Origin of the sequence: Micropruina sp., from assembly GCF_047606365.1 — a bacterium.
Taxonomy (GTDB): Bacteria; Actinomycetota; Actinomycetes; order Propionibacteriales; family Propionibacteriaceae; genus Micropruina.
Genome location: NZ_JASGEN010000036.1, coordinates 19,780 through 40,129, shown reverse-complemented (window position 1 = coordinate 40,129; position 20,350 = coordinate 19,780). Strand labels below are relative to the sequence as shown.

Here is a 20,350-nt window from a genome sequence, read left to right as displayed (position 1 = left end):
ACCGGCGAGGTTCGCGAGGCCCCATCAAGCAGCCAGGAACATCGCCAGCACTGCCGTGTCGGCGTCCTCCCTCGGGTCGAAGCCGGCCCGGCTGACCATCCGGGCGATGTTGCCGCGGCGGTCGGCCTCCACCCAGGCGGCGCGATGCTCCAGGCCCAGATGCGGAATTCCCGGCAACAGCACACAGCCGGCGGCCACCTCGTCCTGCTCGGGCAGCGAGGGCCGGATCTCGTGCGGCGGATGCAACACGATCAGCCCCGGCGGCTGATGCTCGGCGAACTGGCCGGGCGCCACAGCGCGTTCGCCGAGCACCGGACCCTCGGCGAGAACCAGACCGACCGCACCTGGCACCGGCGCCTCCGGCAATTCCTCGCGAACCCGGAAGACGGTGCTGGTCTCCAGCAGCCCCGGCACGCCGGCCATCTGGACGGCGAGCAACAGGAAGCGGGCCCATTCCACCGTGCTCGCCGGCCACCGCCCCGAGACCAGGAATCCGCTGAGCAGGCCATGCGCCTGCATGGGTGACACCTCGACCGAGACGTTGTCGTTCTCCAGCATGTCAACCTCCTGTTCGCGCACCGTTTCCCCTAATGGGTTCCGCTAATGGCGCCATGGTGGAACACAGTCGCGCTGGCAGACAAGACCCCTTGAGTGCCAACTCGGCCGGCGTCCACCTGACCCACCGGGCAACCTGCTACTGAGCTCAGGAGTGATCGTCGGTACCGGTTGATACCGGGTGTGAGCCAAGACGCTCCGGAATCCACCGTAAAATTTCTTGCCGTTTGGCGGTCGAGCTGCTGGAACGCCGTTGAATCTGCGCCTCGTGGACAGATACTGGCGGCTTCACCGTCCATCATGTGAGAATCCCTTATGACCACCGTCACCCAAGTTCCTGTGTCGGAACTCACCCGGCACCCGGCGTGGCTGCGGATCAAGACCGCCGCCACCGACCTCCAGCCTCTGCAGGCGGCCAACGGATCCATTGAGGACGCCGCCCACCACGAGCGAGCGCGTGCCCTTGTCAGCGAGCTGATCGAGGGCATCGCCGCGCTCGCCCCTCAGTTCCCGCATGACGCCGCGTACCTGGACGCCGTCCAGGACGACTTCCGGCGCTGGGCCGACAACGGCTTCGGCGAGCCCGACTTCTATGACTCACTGATCCAGTTCCAGCCGCAGCAGCATCGAATCGACGGGCTCACCCACCTGGTGGTGTTCCCGATGTACACCCAGAACGGCTCCCGCAACCGCCTGGTCGAGGCCGTCCTGGTCCAGGTGATCTGGCCCGACTTCGTCGCCGAACTGGAGGCCGGTGACTACAGCAACAAGCTGTTCGTACCGATCCGCTTCCTCGATTTCACCGCCGGCTACGACACCAACTCGGCGGTGTTGTTCCCCGAGACAGTGGCGATGCGACAGATTCCCACCTTCACCTGGGGCGCGATCTTCGCCGACCGCGAGGCCGCCCGGTTCCGCCGGGTGGTGCGCGCAGCGGTCGACGTCACCAAGCTCGACCTGCCTGCCGAAGCCGCCGAACTGCTCGACGATCAGCACCTGACCGAAGAGACCTTCGTGATGTGGGACCTGATCCACGACCGGACCCACATGCGGGGCGACCTGCCGTTCGACCCGTTCATGATCAAGCAGCGGATGCCGTTCTTCCTCTACTCGCTGGAGGAGTTGCGCTGCGACCTGACCGCCTTCCGCGAGTCCGTCGCCATCGACCGCCGGATCGCCGCCCTCGCCGAGCCGACCGCTGAGGATCTCGAACTCGCCCATCACGCCCGGCTGGTGCAGTACTGCGTGATCTTCGACCGGATCTTCCGGTTCGCGATCACCGGCAACCGTGTCCGCAACTACGACGGGCTGGGTGGGCAGCTACTGTTCGCCTGGCTGCATCAGCACCGCGTGTTGCACTGGACCGACACCCAGCTGGCTTTCGAGTGGGAACGGGTGCCCGACTGCGTCAACGAACTCGGTGCCGCCATCGAGCATCTCTACTGGCGCTCCATCGACCGGCCCAAGATCAGCCACTGGCTGGCCGCCTACGAGTTGGTGTCGGGCACGGTCGAGCCGCACCCGGCGTCGGCGTGGAAGGCCGGCGACCTGCCGCTGACCGGGCTGCCGCGTGAGCTGACCGACAAGGTGATGGACGACGAGTTCCCGCTGAGCATGTTCTACGAGGCCTTCGAGAAGAAGATGCGCGACGTCATCGCCTCCACCTCGGGCATCACCGGGACGGCGGACTGATGCGGGTGGTGATCGCCGGCGCGGGCAGCCCCGCCGGCGACGCCACAGCGTCCGCACTGCGCGAGCACGGTCATCAGGTGATCGAGATCGGCCCCGACGAGTGCGACCTGCGCGACTTCGCCGCCGTGCAGGATCTGGCCTCGCGGCTGGGCCCGGTCGACGGGGTGATCCACCTGGTCGGCGGCTGGCGCGGCGGCGGTGGCCTCGCCGGGCAGTCCGATGAGGACTGGGACTGGCTACAGACCATGATCGTCGGCACGCTGCGCAACACCACCCGCGCCTTCGTCGACGCCATCGCCGCGTCGCCGGCCGGAAAGTTCGCGATCGTCTCGCAGACCGGAGTGGCCAAGCCGACCGCCGGCAACGCCAACTATCTGGCAGCCAAGGCGGCCGCCGAGACCTGGCTGCTCGCCGTCGGCCATGCCCTGAAGGACAGCCCCGGCACGGTGCACATCGAGCGGGTGATGGCGCTGTACTCGGATCGTGACGTCGAAAAGTCCCCCGACAAGGACTTCAGCCGGCAAACCCATGTGAGTGAACTCGGCCAGCGGCTGGCGAGTCTGTTCGACTAACGGCCGGCACACGAGCCAAGTCAGCCACGGGCGGCGCTTTCGTGTTCGTCATCCCGGGCTCGCCCCCGAAACCTGGCTCCCCAGCCGAGATCCCGGCGTTCGCCGGGATGACGAGTTGCCGATGAAGGGCTGGCCACCGCCGGCCCAGCCTGTCCAGACCCCCTCAAGTGGTTTCGACAAGCTCAACCACCCGTTGGTCGAGCTTGTCGAGACCCATCCCACACGGGGTTACCCGCGATCAGTCTGAAATCGACCCCAGAGTGAGCAGGCCGCCTGCATGTTCCCCGCTTGGGCAGCACGCGCAAGCCGCCTCTCACCCACCACTCTGGGGTCGATTTCAGACTGATCCCAGGTACCCCCACCGTTCAGGCGGCGACAACCGGGCCGCCCGCACCGACATGGAAGGATGACCAGGTGCAACTCCACGATCCCGCCCGCCGGGGCTTCGCTAGCGACAACTATTCCGGCGTCCACCCCGAGGTGCTGGACGCCATCGCCGAAGCCAACGGCGGACACCAGACCGCCTACGGCAGCGACGCCTACACCGCGAAACTGACCGAGGTGCTCCGCGGGCACTTCGGCGAGCAGGTCGAGGCGTTCCCGGTGTTCAACGGCACCGGCGCCAATGTCACCGCGCTGCTGTCGATGCTGCCCCGCTGGGGTGCGGTGGTTTGTGCCCAGACCGCACACATCAACGTCGACGAGGGCGGCGCCCCCGAGAAGGTGGCCGGGCTGAAGCTGTACCCGGTCCCGACTCCCGACGGGAAGCTGACCCCTGAGTTGATCGACGTCGAGGCCCGCGGCTTCGGCGACGAGCACCGCGCGCAACCGCTGGCGGTCTCGATCACCCAGTCCACCGAGTTGGGCACCCTCTACACACCCGACGAGATCCGGGCGATCACCGATCATGCGCACCGCCTCGGCATGACCGTGCACATGGACGGCTCCAGGCTGGCCAACGCCGCCGCCGCGCTCGGTGTTCCGTTCGCCGACTTCACCACCGACGCCGGCGTCGATGTGCTCAGCCTGGGCGGCACCAAGAACGGCGCGCTCGGCGCCGAGGCGATCGTCGTGCTCAACCCGGACGCCTGCACCGGCCTCACCTACCTACGCAAGACGCATATGCAACTGGCCAGCAAGATGCGGTTCGTGTCGGCTCAGCTGATCGCCCTGTACGAGGGTGATCTGTGGTTGCGCAGCGCCACCCACTCCAACGCGATGGCCGCCCGGCTGCGGGCCGCCGTGGCGGACATTCCGGGCGTCGAGTTCGCCCAGCCGACCCAGGCCAACGGTGTCTTCGTCCGGCTGCCCGAAGGGGTCGCGGACGCCGTCCGCTCGGAGTTCTTCTTCTACGACTGGGACGAGGCCGTCCGCGAGGTCCGCTGGATGTGTTCCTTCGACACCACCGAGACCGACGTGGACGCCTTCGCCGCCCTGATCCGGGACGCCTGCACCCGACTCGCCTGAGCGGTAAACCTCCCCATAGTTACCGGGCCAACAGGTTGTCCCAGGGATCCCCGATTTGACCCTCACGTCGCGTGAGGGCCGAACGTGGAGTCCATGAGCAACTACTACAACGCCTTTGAGGTGAGCCCGGTCCCCGCTCCTGGGCCTGACGCGGTCGCACCGGAGCCCTTCCGTGGGATCTACGGGATGCCGTCGTTCGTGACAATCCCGACAACGGATTTGGTCGCCTCCGTCGACTTCTGGACCCGCGGCTTGGACTTCTTCGAGCTGTTCAGCGTGCCAGGCCAGCTCGTCCACCTGCGCCGGTGGGCCTTCCAGGACCTCCTGCTGGTCCCGACCGCATCGACTCCGGATCAGGTGCCGACTGTGAGCTTCAGCTTCGCATGCGTCTTGAACCAAATCGAGGTCCTCGTGGACGCATGCCGAGCCCACGACGCCGGCATGGTCGGCGAGCCACGGGACACACCCTGGGGCACCCGCGACGTCGAGGTGATCACGCCGGAGAAGGTACGAATCGTCTTCACCGCCGCGAAGCCTTTCGACCCGGCCAGCCAGGCCGCCAGGAACCTCGAAGCAATCGGCATCACCGTGCCGGACGCCAATGGCGGGAAGAATGGAGCGCGTGTTTGACGAAAACGACGCCGTAGACCTGACCGTTGGTCAGGCCTCGGCGCGCCTAGGCGTGACGGTCCGGACGCTACATCACTGGGATGAGATCGCCCTCGCTAGGCCGTCGTCGCGGTCAGCTGGCGGGTACCGGCTCTATGCCGAAGGCGACCTCGAGCGATTGCGGCGCATCGTGGTCTACCGCGAACTGGGGCTCGACCTGGATTCCATTCGGAGCGTCCTCGACGATCCGAGTGCGGCTATTGTCACTGCGCTGCGCGCCCAGCAGGGCCAGCTTGCGGCACGGATCGAGCATCTCAATGCGCTCGGCGATGACCTGGCCCGGATGGTCGACGCGCACGAGCACGGGCTGCTCATGACTGCCGAGGAGCAGACCGCCATGTTCGGGCCCGGATGGAATCCGCAGTGGCCGGCTGAGGCGCGGCAACGCTACGGCGATACGCCCGAGTGGAGGCAATACGCCGAACGCTCCGCGTCACGCACCGCGGACGACTGGCAGGCTATCGCTGATACTGCGGCGGCGCTTGATCAGGCCCTGGCCGACGCCATGGACACCGGTGTCGAACCCGGCAGCCCAGCCGCGGATTCTCTCGTGGAACAGCATCGCGAGGCATTCTCCGCCTACTTCCCGATCACCCGGCAAATGCAGGTCGTCCTCGGCCGCATGTATGAAGTTGATCCCGCATACACCGCGCATTACGAGGGAGTCCGCCCCGGGCTCGCCTCGTGGTTGCGACGCATTATCGACGCGAGCGCGCGCGCCCGCGGCATCGACCCCGATACCGCCGCCTGGCAATAGGAGTCGCGGGTTACGGGCGCGCGCAGGGACCGACGTCTCTCGTTCCGGAGACTCTCTCTGACTCACGCAAGCGCTCGTCGGACCCCACGCGGAAGGCAGCTGATCGTCGATCGCTTCCGTTCGGGCTGGAAGCAATCCCACATCGCCGCAGCATTGGGAGTTTCTCGCCGCTGCGTGAAGCGCCGGCTCGACCGCTACGAAATCGAAGGCGACGCCGGGCTGGTCGACCGATCGTCACACCCTCACCACTCACCGCGACGACAGGCTCCGCCAGAGCTCGAAGCGGCCGTGCTGGATCGTCGCCGTCGCGAAACGCCTTGGACAGGACGAGATCCCACCGGCAGGCCTCCGCCAACAACGACGAGCCCACCACAGCCCTCCGCCGGTGGATCGAACACTTCAACCAGACTCGACGTCACTCGGCGCCCGGCGGCAAACCCCCGATCAGCTGGCTGCCCCAACCTGATGGCCGACTACACCTAGTCGGGTCTTGAGCGCGCACCTCCATGGGCTCCGAGCTAAGATCCCGGCGTTCGCCGGGATGGCGAAGACGGGACCCACCATCCATCCCGGACTTGATCCGGGATCTCCTGCTCGGTGAGCCAAGTTCAACCGACGTCGCGGGCGAGATCGTCCACCCGCTCGGCACCGGGGAGGCCGAGCAGGCCGGCGACCGGAATGAACAGCTTGGAATGCCGCACGCCGGAACCGATGCACACCCAGTCCCGGTCGGCGACGGCGCCGTCCACCCAGATTGGCCAGCCTTCGGGCAGGCCGACCGGGTTGATCCCGCCGTACTCCATGCCGGTCGCCTCGACCGCGAAATCCATCGGCGCGAAGGAGGCTTTGCGGGCGTTCAGCCGGCGCCGGACGACGTTGTTCACGTCCACCCGGCGGTGTGCCAGGGTCATGCAGCAAGCGTGTGAGTCGACGCCGGCCCGGGTGCCGCGCACGATCACCGCGTTGGCCGAGGCGTCCATCGGAACCCCGTAGTGGGAGCACAGATTCTCGGTGTCCGCATAGGCCGGATCGATGGCTGCGACCAGCGCCTCGGGGATCAGCCCGATGGCGGCCAGGACCGGCGCGGCCAACAGATCCGGACGGCTGGCGGCAGGGACCGCGTCGAGGGTGCCGAAGACGTCAGACATGCTGCCCATCCTGCACCAGCCCGGTCGGGAAGCCGTCCAGCGATTCGGCGTTCTTCTCCCGCTGGTACACCAGCAGCCCGTCGTCGCCCTTCTTCGCCGCCCACGAGTCCAGCACGTCCCGGTCGCCTTCGAAGCTGTACAGCGGGACACCGAAACCGCACGAGGTCAGCACCAGGTCGATGTCCAGCACGAACACCTGCCGCGAGCCGCGCTGCGGCGGGAACAGTCCGACCAACTCGTCCCAGCCGTCTTCTCCCGGCTGCACCATGGTCGGCGTGCCGAACAGCCGGACGATCCACGGATTGCCCTCGAACGCACAGAACATCAGCGTCATCCGCGGCACATCCAGGATGTGTGCGGCGGTCTCATTGCCCGAACCGGTGAGGTTCAGCCACGCCACCTTGTTCGCGTCCAGGATGCGCAGCGTGTCGAGCCCCTTGGGCGACACGTTCACCCGCCCCGTCCGGGCCGCGGACGCCACGAAGAACATGTGCTGTGCCTCGATGAACCGCCGAATGCGGTCGGTGATCTGCGGGTAGCGCTGGGCCATGGTTCATTGTCCGCTCGCCAGCCGATAGCGTCGGACCATCCCAGACCCCGGAGGTGCCATGACCGAGAGCAGATCGCCCAGGAAGGGCCGTGGCCGGCACAGTGTCTCGCTCACCCGCTTCATCGTGTTGGTGCCGGCGCTGGGCATGTTGCTCGGTGCCGTCACCCTGACGATCGTCGGGGCGATCGAGGTCTACCAGACGGTCGTCAGCGCCTTCGACGGTCATGCCGAAGCCAAGGACTTCGTGATCGCCTTCGTCGAGATCGCCGACGTGTTCCTGCTTGCCGTGGTGCTTTTCATCATCGCGATCGGGCTCTACGAGTTGTTCATCGACGAGATCCCCGGGCTGCCGGAGTGGCTGGTGTTCGACTCGCTCGACGACCTGAAGAGCCAGCTGATCGGCGTGGTCGTGGTGGTGCTGGGCGTCTTCTTCCTGGGCCGCGCCCTGCATGGCGACAACGCCCTGAACCTGCTCTACCTCGGCGGCGGCATCGCCGCGGTGACCGCCGCACTCTCGCTGTTCCTGCGCGCGAAACACTGAGGATCAACCATGACCATCGGACGCCGCAGCCTCGCCGAGGCCTACCCCGTGCTCGGTCTACGGATCGTCGCCGGCCCCATCGAGTCGGCCGGAATGGACGACGACACCCTGATGGCGCTGGCCAACCTGGCGGCGGAGGGCATCCACGGCGACGACGAGATGCCGTTCCTGCACCCGTGGACGCGCACCCCGGCGGAGCGATTCCACCTGCACTACCTGCAACATCACTGGAGCGTCCGGTCGCGCTTCACCCCCGGCGCGTGGGACCTGGATCTGGCCGTTCGCTACGAAGGCGAGTTGGTCGGCACCCAGGGCGTGTCGACCCGGGACTTCCTGGCCACCCGCACCGGCGAGACCGGTTCCTGGCTGGGCCGCCGCTTCCAGGGACGCGGCATCGGCACCCTGATGCGCCAGACGCTGTGCGCCTTCCTGTTCGACCACCTAGATTTCGAGCAGATCACCTCGTCGGCGTTCGACGACAACCCGGCATCGAACCAGGTCAGTCAGAAGGTCGGCTACCGTCCCAACGGCGTCCAGCGGGTACCCAGGAACGAAACCTGGGTGAGTTCGAATGAGTACCTGCTCACCCCGGACGCCCTCGTCCGCGGGCCGGAACTGACCGTCACCGGAGCAGAACCCGTCCGCAAACTGATCGGACTGGAGTGATCCCCGCTGGTTGAGCTTGTCGAAACAACTCGTGCGTACAGAGGTCTCGACAAGCTCGGCCAACGGTGGCTGGCACGGTCTCGACCAACGGTCGTCCCGGCGGGGTCTCGACCAAGCTCGACCAGCTGGGGTGGTGCAGGGTCTCGACCAACTCGACCAGCGGGGTGGTGCAGGGTCTCGACAAGCTCGACCAGCGGGGGGTGAGTCCGGCAGAGACGCAACTTCAAAGCGGAGTGGGCTGCACCCCGTCCGGGTAGGTCGGGCGTAAAGCGCGCGAGCCCCCTGCCAGGGACTGAAAAACAAAAGCAGAAGTAGGGCGAGCTGCGCACGGGCGGGACGGGGTGCAGCCCACTCCGCGGACCCTGACGCAACCACCAAGAACCCGACCACGGAAAACAAGGTCTCGACAAGCTCGACCAGCGGTGGCCGACAAGCTCGACCAACGGCGAAAATCAGCGAGCTAACTCGGCGTCCAGCACTGCTAGCTCGCGCTCAAACCGGGCGCGCAGCGCCGCTTTCTCGGATGCCGGCAGCCAGCAGGCGTCGACGCCGGCGAGGGCCATCTGCCGTAGCCGAGGGTAGGCCACACCGAGATCGTCGGCGAGGATGCCGTATTCGGCCGCGAGGGTGGTGGGGAACATGCCGGGGTCGTCGGACGCCGCGATCACGTTGAGCCCGGCGTCCAGCATCGCGGCGATGGAGGCCCGCCGCCATGGTCGCCAGGAGCGCCGCGACGTGGTCGAGATGACCGTCATCGGGGTCTGCTCAGCGCGCAGCCGAGCCACCACCGCGTCGTCCTGCAGCACGAAATAGCCGTGGTCGATCCGGTCGCAGCCGAGCAGGTCGAGGCAGGTGATCGTGTTGACGGCGCCCGGTACATGCTCGGAGGAGTGCGCCGTCCGTCCGAGGCCTGCTTCGCCGGCCAGCCGGTAGGCGTCCGCGAAGCGTTCCGGCGGGCCGACGGTTTCCAGGTTGTCCAGGCCGATCCCGGCCAGGTAGTCGTGCGGGTGGGAGACCACGGTGCGCACCCAGGCCAGCGCTTGCTCGCCGGTGCGGCTGCGGTCGATGGCGGCGATCAGCCGTCCGGACATGCCGAACTCGCGCTCGGCCATCCGGATTCCCTCGGCGTAGGCCTCGACCAGCGCCGGGTAACCGATCCGGGCCAGCCGCCCCTGCGGCTCGTCGATGGACACTTCCAGGTGCCGGGTCGCACTCAGGGTGTGTGCGTCGGCGAAAGCCTCGTAGACGATCCGGGTCAGGTCGTCGGTGTCACGCAGCGCCTCGGTCACCCAGCCGGAGAGCTGGAACAGCGAGTAGGAGACCTCGGGCTCGTCGGCCGAACGGCCCTGCGGCACCGGGATGCGGGTGTCCCGGTACAGGTCGGGGTCGGGCGGCAGCGAGTTGCAGTCGGCGTAGATCCGCTCGGGGGTGTCGGGCAGGTCGAGACGCTCGCGGCGGGCCAACTCGGCGAAGGTGGACGCCCGCACGGTCCCGATCAGGTGGCAGTGCAGGTCGACCTTGGGCAGCCGGGCGATGATGCCGGCGTCGAGAGTCATGGACGCTCCTTGGTGGGGACGTACTGGTCGTTGGGGAAGCGCTGAGCCTCGTTGGTCGCTAGTCGATCAGCACTTCTTAGAGGTGCGGTTCGGGGCGAGATCCCGGCGTTCGCCGGGATGACGGAGGCGGGCCGGGATGACGGAGGCGGGCCGGGACGGAGGCGGGCCGGGACGGAGGCCGGGCCGGGATGACCGAGGGGGCCGCACCGGAAGTCGTCCGGCGCGGCCCCGTCGGGGCGGTCACGACAAGCGCGACCGGCGACGATCAGTTGCCGGTGACCTCGCGGGCGAACCGGTCGGCCAGCGTGCTGAACTCGGACGCGGCCTTGACGGCGTCGATGGTGCCGTAGCCGGCCTTGGTCGGATCGGGCACCGCACCGCCGAGCATCTTCGTCATCGACTCGGGCACGGTCACCTTGGTGTTCACCGGCAGATCGTTGTAGCCCTTCAGCGCCGCGGCCTGGGCGTCGGCGCCGAGCAGGTAGTCGATGAACTGGTAGGCGGCGTCGGTGTGCTGCGCGCCGACCGGGATCATCGCCCGGTTGGTCGCCAGGTACGCACCCTTCTCGGGCACGGCGAAGGCGAAGTTCGAGTCCTTGCTGATCAGGTCGGCGGCGAATCCGCTGATCGAGGCGGCGGCGACGATCTCACCCTGGGTCATCAGGTTCGACACCTCGGTGGTCGAGGCGTAGAACTTCAGCACGCTCGGCTTCCACTTGGCCAGCGTCGAGATCGCGGTGTCGTAGTCGAACGGACCGCTGCCGTAGGTGGTGCCCAGCCCCGAGACGGTCAGCTGGCCGGAGGTGGCGCTGATGTCGGGCAGGGCGACCTTGCCGGCCACCGACGATTCGCCGAACAGGTCCCACGACTTCGCCTGCTTGGCGTTCACCTTGCGGGTGTCGTAGACGATGCCGTTGAGCTGGTAGGTGGTGGCCGGACCGTAGAGGTCGGTGCCCTTGGCGAAGTCGGCCACATCGGCCAGCGCGGGCAGCTTGGCGGCGTCGATCTGCTCGAACAGCTTGTCGGTCTGGCCCTGGGCGGCGAAGTTGTCGGTGATCAGCATCACGTCGACGCCGGCGCTGTTCTCGGTCGCCTTCAGTTCGTTGAGCCGCTCGGCGTTCTTGCCGGTGACCACCTCGACCTTGATGCCGGTCTTGGCTTCGAACGGCTTGACGACGGCCTCGGTGAAGCCCTCCACGCCGAAGCTGAAGGTGCTGATCTTGAGGGTCTTGGCCGTGGAGGCGTCCCCACCGGGCGCCGCGCTGCTGCAGCCGGTGAAGGCCAGCCCGGCGGCTGCCACCGCGGCGGCGATCATGACCATGGGCTTCGATCGAGCCATGTCTGTCCTTTCGGTTTACGTGAATCCTGGGTCTGGGGCCCGGCGCTCAGGCGGCGAGCACGATCAGATGGTCGTGGGTGATGCTGAGCCGGACGGGCTGGCCCGGGGCGAAGGCACCGGCGGTGGCGCCGCGGATGTCGGCGACCAGTCGCACCTGCTGGCCGGCCGGATCGGTGACTTCGCTGGTGACCAGCAGGTCGACGCCGCGGTAGGCGACATCGGCGACCGTGCCGTCCAGCCGCAGTGCTCCGTCGGACGGGGTGTCGTCGGGGGTGCCCACCACCAGCCGTTCCGGACGTACGGCGGCGTGCTGCCCGTCGGCCAGGGTGAGGAAGTTCTCGTAGCCGAGGAATTCGGCGACGAACCGGCTGGCCGGCGCGCTGAACACCGCTTGCGGCGTCCCGGCCTGTTCGATCTTGCCGGCCCGCATCACCACCATCTGGTCGGAGAGCTCCAGCGCCTCGTCCTGATCGTGGGTGACCAGGACGACGCACAGCCCGGTCTCGGCCTGGATGCGGCGCAGTTCGGCGCGCATCTCGACCCGCAGCCGGGCATCCAGCGCCGACAGCGGCTCGTCGAGCAACAACAGCCGGGGCCGGATCGCGATCGCCCGGGCCAGCGCCACCCGCTGCTGCTGACCGCCGGACATCTGCCGCGGCCGCTTGTCGGCCTGCGACGTCAGCCCGACCAACTCGAGCGCCTCGTCGACCCGCTGCCGGCGCTCGGCGGTCGGCACCTTGCGCAGCTTGAGGCCGTAGCCGACGTTGTCGCGCACCGTCATGTGCGGGAACAGTGCGTACTGCTGGAACACCATGCCGAGGCCGCGCTTCTCGGGCGGCACCCGGGTGCATTCCTCGCCCTCGATGAAGATCTGCCCGGACGTGGGTTTGCCGAAGCCGGCCAGCATGCGCAGCGAGGTGGTCTTGCCGCAACCACTCGGGCCGAGCAGGGTGGTCAGCTTGCCCCGCTCGATGTCGAGCGAGATGTCGTCGACGGCGACCACATCACCGAAGGTCTGGGTGACGTTGACGAACTGGGCGGCGGGGACGCTCATTTGTTGATCCCTCCGAAGATCTGGGCGAAGCCGACGGTCCGTTCCGCGATGAACGCGATCACGACGGTCCCGGCGAGGACGAGGGTGGACATGGCGGCGATCATCGGGTCGATGCCCTGCGACACATAGTCAAGCATCTCGATCGGCAGGGTGGTGCTGCCCTTGGTCAGAAGCAGCGACAGCGGCACGTTGTTGAACGATGTGATGAACGACAGCAGCGCGGCGGAGAAGATGCCGGGCCGCAGCATCGGCAGAGTGACGTCGAAGAAGGCCCGCACCGGTGAGGCGCCGAGCATCCGCGCCGCCTCTTCGGCCTGGCCGTCCATGTTGGCCAGCGACGCCCCGGTCACCCGGACGGCGTAGGGCAGCATCAGGATGGTGTGGCCCAGGATCAGCACCGGCAGGTAGTTCTGCAGCCGCAGCGGGATCGCCAGCTGCTGGTAGAGCGCGGCGCCCAGCACCAGTTCGGGAATGATCAGCGGCGAGAAGAAGATGTTCTGGATCGCGCCCTTGGCCCGCAGGTTGCTTCTGGCCAGCGCCAGCGCCGCCGGAACGCCGAGCACCAAGCCGAGGAAGGTGGCGATGATCGCCACGATCAGGCTGGTCAGCAGCGCGCTGGTGAACCGCTCATGGGCCAGTGCCGCGCCGAACCAGCGCAGCGAGACGGCGTCCGGTGGGAAGGTGAGGGTGTCGCCGGCGTTGAACGAGATCGCGATCACGAAGAAGATCGGCACGATCATGATCGTGTAGCCGATGACGGCCAGCACCAGGGCGATCGGGTGACGGTTCTTCACTGCGTCCTCCCGAGCCGGCCAGTGGCGCTGGAGAGCGACGCGACCGCGAACACCAGGATCGTCATCATCAGCGCGACGGCGCCCGCCATCGTCCAGTCGACGTTGGTGTCGGTGTAGTAGAAGAGCTGGGTGGAGAGCATCTTGTCGCTCGATCCGCCGAGCAGGAAGGGCGTGGTGTAGGCGGTCACCGAGCCGGCGAAGACCAGGGTGGCGGCCACGATCACGCCGGGCAGCGAGAGCGGGACGACGACGCTCCAGAAGGTGCGGGTCGGGCTGGCACCCAGGCTGCGGGCCGCTTCGTCGAGGGTGGCGTCCACCTGGGCGATCGCCGAGTAGCTGGAGATGATGGCCAGTGGCAGGAAGAGCTGGATCAGGCCGAGCACGATGGCGAACTCACTGGCCAGCAACTGCGGCGGCTTCTCGACCAGGTGCAGCGCCATCAGCACCCGGCCCAGCACACCTTGGGAGCCGAGCACGACCAGCCAGCCGAAGGTACGCACCACGTTGCTGAGCAGCAGCGGGAAGATCGCCAGCGCCAGCCACATGCCCACCCAGCGCGAGCCGCTGCGGGCCAGCATGTAGGCGATCGGGAAGCCGATCACCACGCACAGGCCGGTCACGACCAACCCGATCCAGACGGTGCGCCACAGGATGCTCATCATGAACGGATCGCTGAAGAAGCTCCCGAAAGCGGCGAGCACCTCGCCCGGTCCGGAACGGCGTGGGAAGAAGAGCATGCTGATCGCGGGCACGATCAGGCCGACCACGAGAACGATGAGTCCGGGAACCAGGAGCAGACCGGCACGACTTCTCATCGCGCTCCCTCCTGGCGATCCAGGAAGCGGATCGGCCTGCAATCGTTTGCATTGGTCGCAGGAAAGCTATCCCATCCACGCCCGTACCGGTACCGTCTTGGGTAACGATCGAGAAAACAACCTCGCGGCAGCGGGTGGTCATCTCGCAGACAATCGGTTCGAATCGTGGTCGCAGGGCCACCGCGGGAGGGAGATGCCGTGGCCACCCTGTCCGACGTCGCCGCCCGTGTGGGCGTCTCCAAGGCAACTGTTTCCCGAGCTCTCAGCCGTCCTGATCTGGTGGCGCCGGCCACCGTCGCACGTGTCCGTGAGGCGGCCGATGAGCTGAATTTCGCGGTCAACCGAGCGGCCAGCGGTCTGGTCACCGGCCGCACCGGGGTGATCGCGATCGTCGTCCCCGATCTCGACAATCACTTCTTCACGCCGATCGTGGTGGGCGCCCAGCGGCGGGCAGCCACCCGGCAAAGGCAACTCACCATCGCGGCGAACCCACTGCAAACCCACGAGGATGTCCGCGATTTGGAACGGCTGGCCCGCCAAGTGGACGGATTGATCCTCGCCGCTCCGCTCGGGCCGGACGATCACGTCCGCCAGATCTGCCGCACCCGCCCTGTCGTGCTGGTCGATCGCGAGGTCGCCGGCGTCCGTTCGGTGAGCGCCGACGCGGCGAACGGCTTCGGCAATCTGGCCAGGCATCTGCTCGACGGCGGCCACCGCACCCTGGTGTATCTCGGTGGGCCGGCGGGCTCCTGGCAGGACGCCCAACGCACCCGCGCCATCGCCGAGCGGACGACGGGGCGCGCAGAGTTGGTCGTGCTCGGCCCGATGCCACCCACTTTCGCCGCCGGCGCTGCGGCCGCGGACGACGTCCTGGCCGCCGGAGCGAGCGCGGTGATCCCCTACGCCAGCCAGATCGGGCTGGGTCTGGTATTCGCCCTGCGAGCGCGAGGCGTCCTTCCCGACGACCTGGTGGTGACCACCGAGAGCGTCATCAGCACCGCGATCGGCGACACCCGGACGCCGACCATCGACGTGGACGGCAGCGAACTCGGCACCGCCGCCATGGACCTGCTGATCGAGGAACTGGACGCCGCGGGCGAGACACCCGTACGCACCATGCGCCTCCCGATGCAGGTCACCCTGCCCCTCGACTGAGCAGGTTCCCGGTCGCTGATTGAGCTTGTCGAAATCACGAGGGCCGAGGCAGCCGAAGACTCGTCATCCCGGCGAACGCCGGGATCTCCTACTGGCCGGATCAGGTGACGGAGATCCCGGGGCAAGCCCGGGATGACGGATGCGGCTCCGAATGAGGGTCTGACAAGCTCTGCCAACGGGCGCAACAGCTCCCAGGGGATCGGCAGGATCCTTCGTCAGGAGGCGTCCGTCAGATTCTCCACCGCGATCCGGTTGGCGAACCGGGCGAAGTGCCGGGCGTTGTCGGTAACGATGGCGTCCGCGCGATGGGCGAGTGCCACGGCAACGACATTGGCATCGCGCACCTGCTTACCCTCGGCCAAGCCGCGTCCGATCAAGTCCACCAGCGTGGCCGTGGTTGCGGCGTCCTCCGCGAGGAGTTGCATGTCTTCGAGGAACATGTCCAGGTTGGCGAGGGCGTCCGGCACGGCGAGGCCCAAGCCGTTGACATCAACGGGACGGGTAGCCACGGCGAGGTACTCGCGGACGATCTGCGGCGTGAGAGCCAGACGCCGTTCGTCCTCGTTGAGGAATCTCGTCGCCGCTCGATGGGCTGACCTGGCCCGGTCTGTCGCGGCCAGCAGGATGTTGGTGTCGACGACGACCAGCGCCGCCGGGTCAGCGGGCGTCGTCGTCATAGAAATCGGCTCGGTCGAAACCCTCGGTGTGACCGGTGTCCACCGTTCGAAGATTCAGCCGCTTCGGACGTGCACCCGGCACCGGCTCGCCGGCGGCGCGATCGAGCGCCTCCCGCAGTTCCTGCTGCATCGAATGTCCTTGCCGCGCTGCTCGCCGGCGTAGCGCAGCCACCGTCTCGTCCGAGACGTCGCGGATATGGAGGGCAGGCATGCCAGCAATGTTAGCACTCATGCTAACATCATCGGATTCCTTGATTCTGAACCGACCTGATGGCGCACTGCCACCATGACTCGCTTAGGGAATCGCTGACAATTCACGTCATCCCGGGCTCCGACCCGGGATCTCAGGCGAGGAGAGGTCCCGGATCAAGTCCGGGATGACGACGGCGGGCTTTGATCAGCGCATCCTTAGCTGACCGGCTCAGTAGTAGTACGGAAAGCGCGACCAGTCCGGACGCCGCTTCTCCAGGAACGAGTCCCGGCCCTCCACCGCCTCGTCGGTCATGTAGGCGAGCCTGGTGCTTTCGCCGGCGAACACCTGCTGGCCGATCAGGCCGTCGTCGATGGCGTTGAAGGCGAATTTGAGCATCCGCTGCGCGGTCGGCGACTTGCCGCAGACCAGTTCCGCCCAGGCCAGGCCCTCGTCCTCGAGGTCGGCGTGCGGCACCACCTTGTTGACGGTGCCCATCTCGTAGCCGCGCTGCGCGTCGTAGGTCTGACCGAGGAAGAAGATCTCGCGGGCGACCTTCTGGCCGACCTGCCGAGCCAGATAGGCCGAGCCGAAGCCGGCGTCGAACGAGCCGACGTCGGCGTCGGTCTGCTTGAACCTGGCGTGCTCGGCCGAGGCCAGGGTCAGGTCGCAGACCACGTGCAGCGAATGGCCGCCGCCGGCCGCCCAGCCGTTGACCAGCGCGATCACGACCTTCGGCATGAACCGGATCAGCCGCTGCACCTCGAGAATGTGCAGCCGTCCACCCTGAGCCTGGGTGCGCCGGGCGTCGACGGTATCGGCGGTCTCCCCCTCGGCGTACTGGTAGCCGGAACGGCCTCGAATGCGCTGGTCGCCGCCGGAGCAGAAGGCCCAGCCGCCGTCCTTGGCCGAGGGTCCGTTGCCGGTCAGCAGCACACAGCCGACGTCGGCCGACTGCCGGGCGTGATCGAGCGCGGCGTACAGCTCGTCGACGGTGTGCGGACGGAAGGCGTTGCGCACCTCCGGGCGGTCGAAGGCGATCCGTACCGCCGGCACGTCCTTGGCCCGGTGGTAGGTGATGTCGGTGAAGTCGAAGCCGGGAACCTCGTCCCAGAGCTCCGGACGCCAGGGGCTGGTCATGCCGACCAACCTATCGTCGGACGCCGGTCGGGTTCGTCGGGGGTCTCGACAAGCTCGACCAACGGTGGGTCAGGGTCTCGACAAGCTCGACCAACGGTGGTCAGGTCTCGACCGCCCGCCGAGTCACCAGTTGGGTCGTGCCTTGACCAGGTCGGTGAAGATGCCGTCGACGCCGAGCCGTTCGCATCGCTGCCGGTGGGTGGCCTTGTTGACCGTCCAGACCCGCACCTTGAAGCCGGCCCGGTGGGCTCGGGTGACGAACCCGGGGACCATCAGCACGTGCCGCGGCGGGTGCACCGCCTGGACGTCCAGTTCACGGAAGTACCGCCAGGGTTCGCGCAGCATGCCGTCGTGCACGGCGGCCAACTCCCCCGTCCAGCCGCGTTCCCGCAGCCGTTGCAGCGAATAGTGGTTGAACGACGAGAGCACCACCCGATCACCGAGCTTCCGTTCGGCCACCAGGTCGAGCACCTTCTTCTCCAGACCCTTGTACGGCTTGACGCTGTTCTTCAGCTCGATGTTGATCTGCTGACCACCGGACGCCAACAGGTCGAGCACTTCGACGAGGCTGGGAATACGGGTCGCCATCGGATCGCCCTTGGGCTTGATCAGCGAGCGCAGCTTCTGCAGCTGCGCCAGCGTGAACCCCGACACCCCGCCCGTGCCGTCATGGGTGCGGTCCACCGTCTCGTCGTGGATCACCACCGGCACACCGTCGGAGGTCAGCTGCACGTCGAGTTCGACGCCGTCCGCACCTGCCTCCATCGCCGCCGTGAAGGCGGCGATCGTGTTCTCCGGCTGCCGCGCGCTTGCTCCGCGGTGTGCCCAGATCTCCATCGTCACGCCCTTTCGATCGCCTGCATCAGCCTCGCCCGGACGAGGTCTGTCGTGGTCTCAACGTAATCTCGCGTCAGATGGTGCTGGTCCATCCACACTCTCACATTCCCAATCGTGGACACGCAGAGCCGCTCGGGGCAGGCCAGATCGGACAGATCCATGGTGTTCAGACCCTTCACCGTTTTGACCAGCGGAATCAGCGGATTCGGGGTATCGAGAATCGGATGCCCCGACTCGCAGGGCGGATCATCGGGCTGCCGGTTCGCCTCGCACTGGGTCAAACCCACCTCGAAGCGAGGCGTGTCGCGCATCGCGATCACCGTGCGTTCGGGCTTCACATGCTGCTCGAGCAGCTCCAGCCCGCTGGTCAGCACTGTTTCGCCGTCGTCCTCCGATTTGGTCGCGATGGTGATCACCAGATCAGGGTTGAGCGGCTCAATCGAATCGAGGACGTCCGGCCAGAAATCCGCGCATTTCTCGACCTCGTTGATCGGATCCCCGGCCGGCGCCAGATAACAGTTCTGCTCGTAGATCAGCAGCACCTGCCAGCCCTGCTGGCGGCCGATTTCGCGAATGGCCGTCGACCAATGCTGCATATGCGAATTGCCGACCAACAGCACCCGGGTGACCCCTTCCGCCGCCTGCAACGGGAGTGCGGACGCCGAAGCCGCCCCGGCACCACCAGCACCGGCGTCGTCCAGGCCCGGATCGGTCAGCACCTGGCACTGCTGCTGCGCTTTGGTCGGCAGCTGCCAGGACGTCGGGCAGGCCGGCCCGGCCAGACCCCACTGGTAGGGGATGTCGGCGATGGTCGGGATCGGTGGTTCGGTCGGCTCTGACTGCGGCCGGAACGCCGGGTCGAGCACCCGCGCGCCCGGATGCTCGGCGATCGCATGCAGCCGCGCCTGCTCGACCTGAGCCTGCTGTTCGGCGCGGTCCCGTTCGGCTTGATAGGTGAGCAGTTGCCGCCACCCGGTGACCGCACCCAGCACCAGCGCGATCGCGACCACCACCAACAGTCCGTCGCGCCACGGGCCCCAATGCGACGTCCGGTTGCGCAGCGGCAACTCCACCCAACGGTGCAGCGCAATCGCCAGCAGCACCGAACCCACGATGATCACGCCCCCGGCGAGCAGGCTGGGCCGATCGGCGTCCAGCGCGACGACGTAGGCGATCAGGATCGGCCAATGCACCAGGTACAGCGCATACGAGGCGTTACCCAGCCCGGCGATCCAGCGGTGGCCGAGCAGCCGCCCGACACTCCACCGGCCCGGGTCGTCGCCGACCAGCACGATGGTCGCCGCCGCCGTCAGCGGAATCAGCGCGATCCAGCCGGGGAAGGCGTTGCGCACGTTCACCACGACGCCGACCAGCAGGATGGTGGCCAGCCCCAGCCAGCCGGCTGCGGTGCGCCAGGTCGAACCCGGACGGCCCAACGGCCGTCCGCTGGTGGCCACCAGGGCGAGCAGCGAGCCGAAGGCGAACTCCCACAGCCGGGCGCGGGTGTCGAAGTAGGCGAAGGTCTGGTCGACCGCGGTGATCCATACCGACCAGGCCAACGAGGCCACGAAGATGAGGCCGAACGCACCGGCCAGCAGCCGCCGCACCGGGGCGTCCGGACGCCACCGAACGACCAGCGCGACGACCGCGAAGATCAGTGGCCAGGCCAGAAACACGGTGCCTTGGATCGACAACGACCAGAAATGCTGCAGCGGAATCGGCGCACCGCCGTAGTAATTGACGTCGTTGGCGGCCAGCCACCAGTTCTCCATGTAGACGGCACTGGCGATCGCCTGCTGCTGGATGTCGGGCCAGACGGCGATCGGCATCAGCCATTGCGCGGTGGCCACCACCGCCAGAATGGTGAGCGTGGCGAGCGGCACGATGCGGGCGAAGGTGCGCGTCCAGTAGCCGGCCAGTGCGAGCGGACGCCCGTCGTCCAGTTTGCGGGCGAACGATGAGGTCAGGAAGAACGCCGACAGCACCAGGAAGATGTCCACGCCGCCCGACACCCGGTCGAGCCACACGTGGTAGACGACGACAAGCAGGACGGCGACGAAGCGCAGCCCTTGGATGTCTTGTCGCAACGGACGTCGCGAAGCGGTATTCGTCATCAAGCGGAGCAGTGTAGACGTGCCGGCTGTGGGCGCCGCGGGCCCCCGCAGGTAGGGTCCGT

22 protein-coding genes are annotated in these 20,350 nt (G+C 67.5%); 9 read left to right on the top strand and 13 right to left on the bottom strand.

The window, feature by feature from the left end; translation table 11 throughout:
- Positions 1 to 24: 24 nt before the first annotated feature.
- Entirely contained in the window at positions 25 to 558 is a 534-nt protein-coding gene (locus QM624_RS05050; protein ID WP_415089384.1) for a peptidase, read from the bottom strand.
- A 312-nt stretch (positions 559 to 870) separates the two neighbouring features.
- Here QM624_RS05050 and QM624_RS05045 point away from each other — a divergent pair, with 312 nt between their 5' ends.
- From QM624_RS05045 to QM624_RS05020, 6 genes are all read left to right on the top strand, one after another.
- A complete protein-coding gene (locus QM624_RS05045; protein ID WP_415089382.1) occupies positions 871 to 2,247 on the top strand; it encodes a DUF6421 family protein in 1,377 nt (458 codons plus the stop codon).
- Complete coding sequence (locus QM624_RS05040; protein WP_415089380.1) at positions 2,247 to 2,819, top strand: SDR family NAD(P)-dependent oxidoreductase; 573 nt, start codon at positions 2,247 to 2,249, stop codon at positions 2,817 to 2,819. The genes QM624_RS05045 and QM624_RS05040 overlap by 1 nt, the downstream gene beginning before the upstream one ends.
- A 414-nt stretch (positions 2,820 to 3,233) precedes the next feature.
- Positions 3,234 to 4,286 carry a threonine aldolase family protein gene (locus QM624_RS05035; protein WP_415089378.1) on the top strand — a complete coding sequence of 351 codons (1,053 nt, stop codon included), beginning with the start codon at positions 3,234 to 3,236 and terminating at the stop codon, positions 4,284 to 4,286.
- Positions 4,287 to 4,379: 93 nt separating this feature from the next.
- Positions 4,380 to 4,916, top strand: a complete 537-nt coding sequence (locus QM624_RS05030) for a VOC family protein (protein WP_415089376.1) — start codon at positions 4,380 to 4,382, stop codon at positions 4,914 to 4,916.
- Positions 4,900 to 5,712: a MerR family transcriptional regulator gene (locus tag QM624_RS05025; protein WP_415089374.1), complete on the top strand. Its 813-nt coding sequence runs from the start codon at positions 4,900 to 4,902 to the stop codon at positions 5,710 to 5,712. The genes QM624_RS05030 and QM624_RS05025 overlap by 17 nt, the downstream gene beginning before the upstream one ends.
- Before the next feature lie 57 nt (positions 5,713 to 5,769).
- Positions 5,770 to 6,195, top strand: coding sequence for a leucine zipper domain-containing protein (locus QM624_RS05020; RefSeq protein WP_415089427.1), 426 nt, complete (start codon positions 5,770 to 5,772; stop codon positions 6,193 to 6,195).
- A gap of 125 nt (positions 6,196 to 6,320) precedes the next feature.
- On the opposite strand, the gene QM624_RS05015 is transcribed toward QM624_RS05020, so the two are convergent.
- Both QM624_RS05015 and QM624_RS05010 read right to left on the bottom strand, forming a co-directional pair.
- Positions 6,321 to 6,869, bottom strand: a complete 549-nt coding sequence (locus QM624_RS05015; protein WP_415089372.1) for a YbaK/EbsC family protein — start codon at positions 6,867 to 6,869, stop codon at positions 6,321 to 6,323.
- Entirely contained in the window at positions 6,853 to 7,410 is a 558-nt protein-coding gene (locus QM624_RS05010; RefSeq protein WP_415089370.1) for a pyridoxamine 5'-phosphate oxidase family protein, read from the bottom strand. The genes QM624_RS05015 and QM624_RS05010 overlap by 17 nt, the downstream gene beginning before the upstream one ends.
- 58 nt (positions 7,411 to 7,468) lie before the next feature.
- Between QM624_RS05010 and QM624_RS05005 the strand changes: the two genes are divergently transcribed.
- Together QM624_RS05005 and QM624_RS05000 are read left to right on the top strand one after the other, a co-directional pair.
- Positions 7,469 to 7,951 (top strand): YqhA family protein, encoded by a 483-nt coding sequence (locus tag QM624_RS05005; protein WP_415089368.1) that lies wholly within the window; start codon positions 7,469 to 7,471, stop codon positions 7,949 to 7,951.
- Between the two features lie 9 nt (positions 7,952 to 7,960).
- Positions 7,961 to 8,617, top strand: coding sequence for a GNAT family N-acetyltransferase (locus tag QM624_RS05000; protein ID WP_415089366.1), 657 nt, complete (start codon positions 7,961 to 7,963; stop codon positions 8,615 to 8,617).
- Between the two features lie 452 nt (positions 8,618 to 9,069).
- Here QM624_RS05000 and QM624_RS04995 read toward each other — a convergent pair whose 3' ends face one another.
- The 5 genes from QM624_RS04995 to QM624_RS04975 form a co-directional block, all read right to left on the bottom strand.
- Positions 9,070 to 10,173 carry an adenosine deaminase family protein gene (locus tag QM624_RS04995; protein ID WP_415089364.1) on the bottom strand — a complete coding sequence of 368 codons (1,104 nt, stop codon included), beginning with the start codon at positions 10,171 to 10,173 and terminating at the stop codon, positions 9,070 to 9,072.
- 265 nt (positions 10,174 to 10,438) lie between these two features.
- Entirely contained in the window at positions 10,439 to 11,512 is a 1,074-nt protein-coding gene (locus QM624_RS04990) for an extracellular solute-binding protein (RefSeq protein ID WP_415089362.1), read from the bottom strand.
- Positions 11,513 to 11,558: 46 nt separating this feature from the next.
- On the bottom strand, positions 11,559 to 12,566 hold the full coding sequence (locus QM624_RS04985) for an ABC transporter ATP-binding protein (protein WP_415089360.1): 1,008 nt from the start codon (positions 12,564 to 12,566) through the stop codon (positions 11,559 to 11,561).
- Complete coding sequence (locus tag QM624_RS04980) at positions 12,563 to 13,360, bottom strand: ABC transporter permease (RefSeq protein WP_415089357.1); 798 nt, start codon at positions 13,358 to 13,360, stop codon at positions 12,563 to 12,565. Before QM624_RS04980 ends, QM624_RS04985 begins: the two co-directional genes overlap by 4 nt.
- Positions 13,357 to 14,175, bottom strand: a complete 819-nt coding sequence (locus tag QM624_RS04975) for an ABC transporter permease (protein ID WP_415089355.1) — start codon at positions 14,173 to 14,175, stop codon at positions 13,357 to 13,359. The genes QM624_RS04980 and QM624_RS04975 overlap by 4 nt, the downstream gene beginning before the upstream one ends.
- A gap of 198 nt (positions 14,176 to 14,373) precedes the next feature.
- Here QM624_RS04975 and QM624_RS04970 point away from each other — a divergent pair, with 198 nt between their 5' ends.
- Positions 14,374 to 15,330 (top strand): LacI family DNA-binding transcriptional regulator, encoded by a 957-nt coding sequence (locus tag QM624_RS04970; protein ID WP_415089353.1) that lies wholly within the window; start codon positions 14,374 to 14,376, stop codon positions 15,328 to 15,330.
- 215 nt (positions 15,331 to 15,545) lie between these two features.
- Here the strand turns inward: QM624_RS04970 and QM624_RS04965 are convergent, their stop codons facing one another.
- The 5 genes from QM624_RS04965 to QM624_RS04945 form a co-directional block, all read right to left on the bottom strand.
- Positions 15,546 to 16,007, bottom strand: coding sequence for a type II toxin-antitoxin system VapC family toxin (locus QM624_RS04965; protein ID WP_415089350.1), 462 nt, complete (start codon positions 16,005 to 16,007; stop codon positions 15,546 to 15,548).
- Complete coding sequence (locus QM624_RS04960) at positions 15,988 to 16,218, bottom strand: FitA-like ribbon-helix-helix domain-containing protein (RefSeq protein ID WP_415089348.1); 231 nt, start codon at positions 16,216 to 16,218, stop codon at positions 15,988 to 15,990. Before QM624_RS04960 ends, QM624_RS04965 begins: the two co-directional genes overlap by 20 nt.
- 210 nt (positions 16,219 to 16,428) lie before the next feature.
- Positions 16,429 to 17,337 carry a 1,4-dihydroxy-2-naphthoyl-CoA synthase gene (locus QM624_RS04955; protein ID WP_415089346.1) on the bottom strand — a complete coding sequence of 303 codons (909 nt, stop codon included), beginning with the start codon at positions 17,335 to 17,337 and terminating at the stop codon, positions 16,429 to 16,431.
- A 123-nt stretch (positions 17,338 to 17,460) separates the two neighbouring features.
- Positions 17,461 to 18,174 carry a glycerophosphodiester phosphodiesterase gene (locus tag QM624_RS04950; protein WP_415089344.1) on the bottom strand — a complete coding sequence of 238 codons (714 nt, stop codon included), beginning with the start codon at positions 18,172 to 18,174 and terminating at the stop codon, positions 17,461 to 17,463.
- Between the two features lie 2 nt (positions 18,175 to 18,176).
- Positions 18,177 to 20,288, bottom strand: a complete 2,112-nt coding sequence (locus QM624_RS04945) for an acyltransferase family protein (RefSeq protein ID WP_415089342.1) — start codon at positions 20,286 to 20,288, stop codon at positions 18,177 to 18,179.
- Positions 20,289 to 20,350 lie beyond the last annotated feature (62 nt).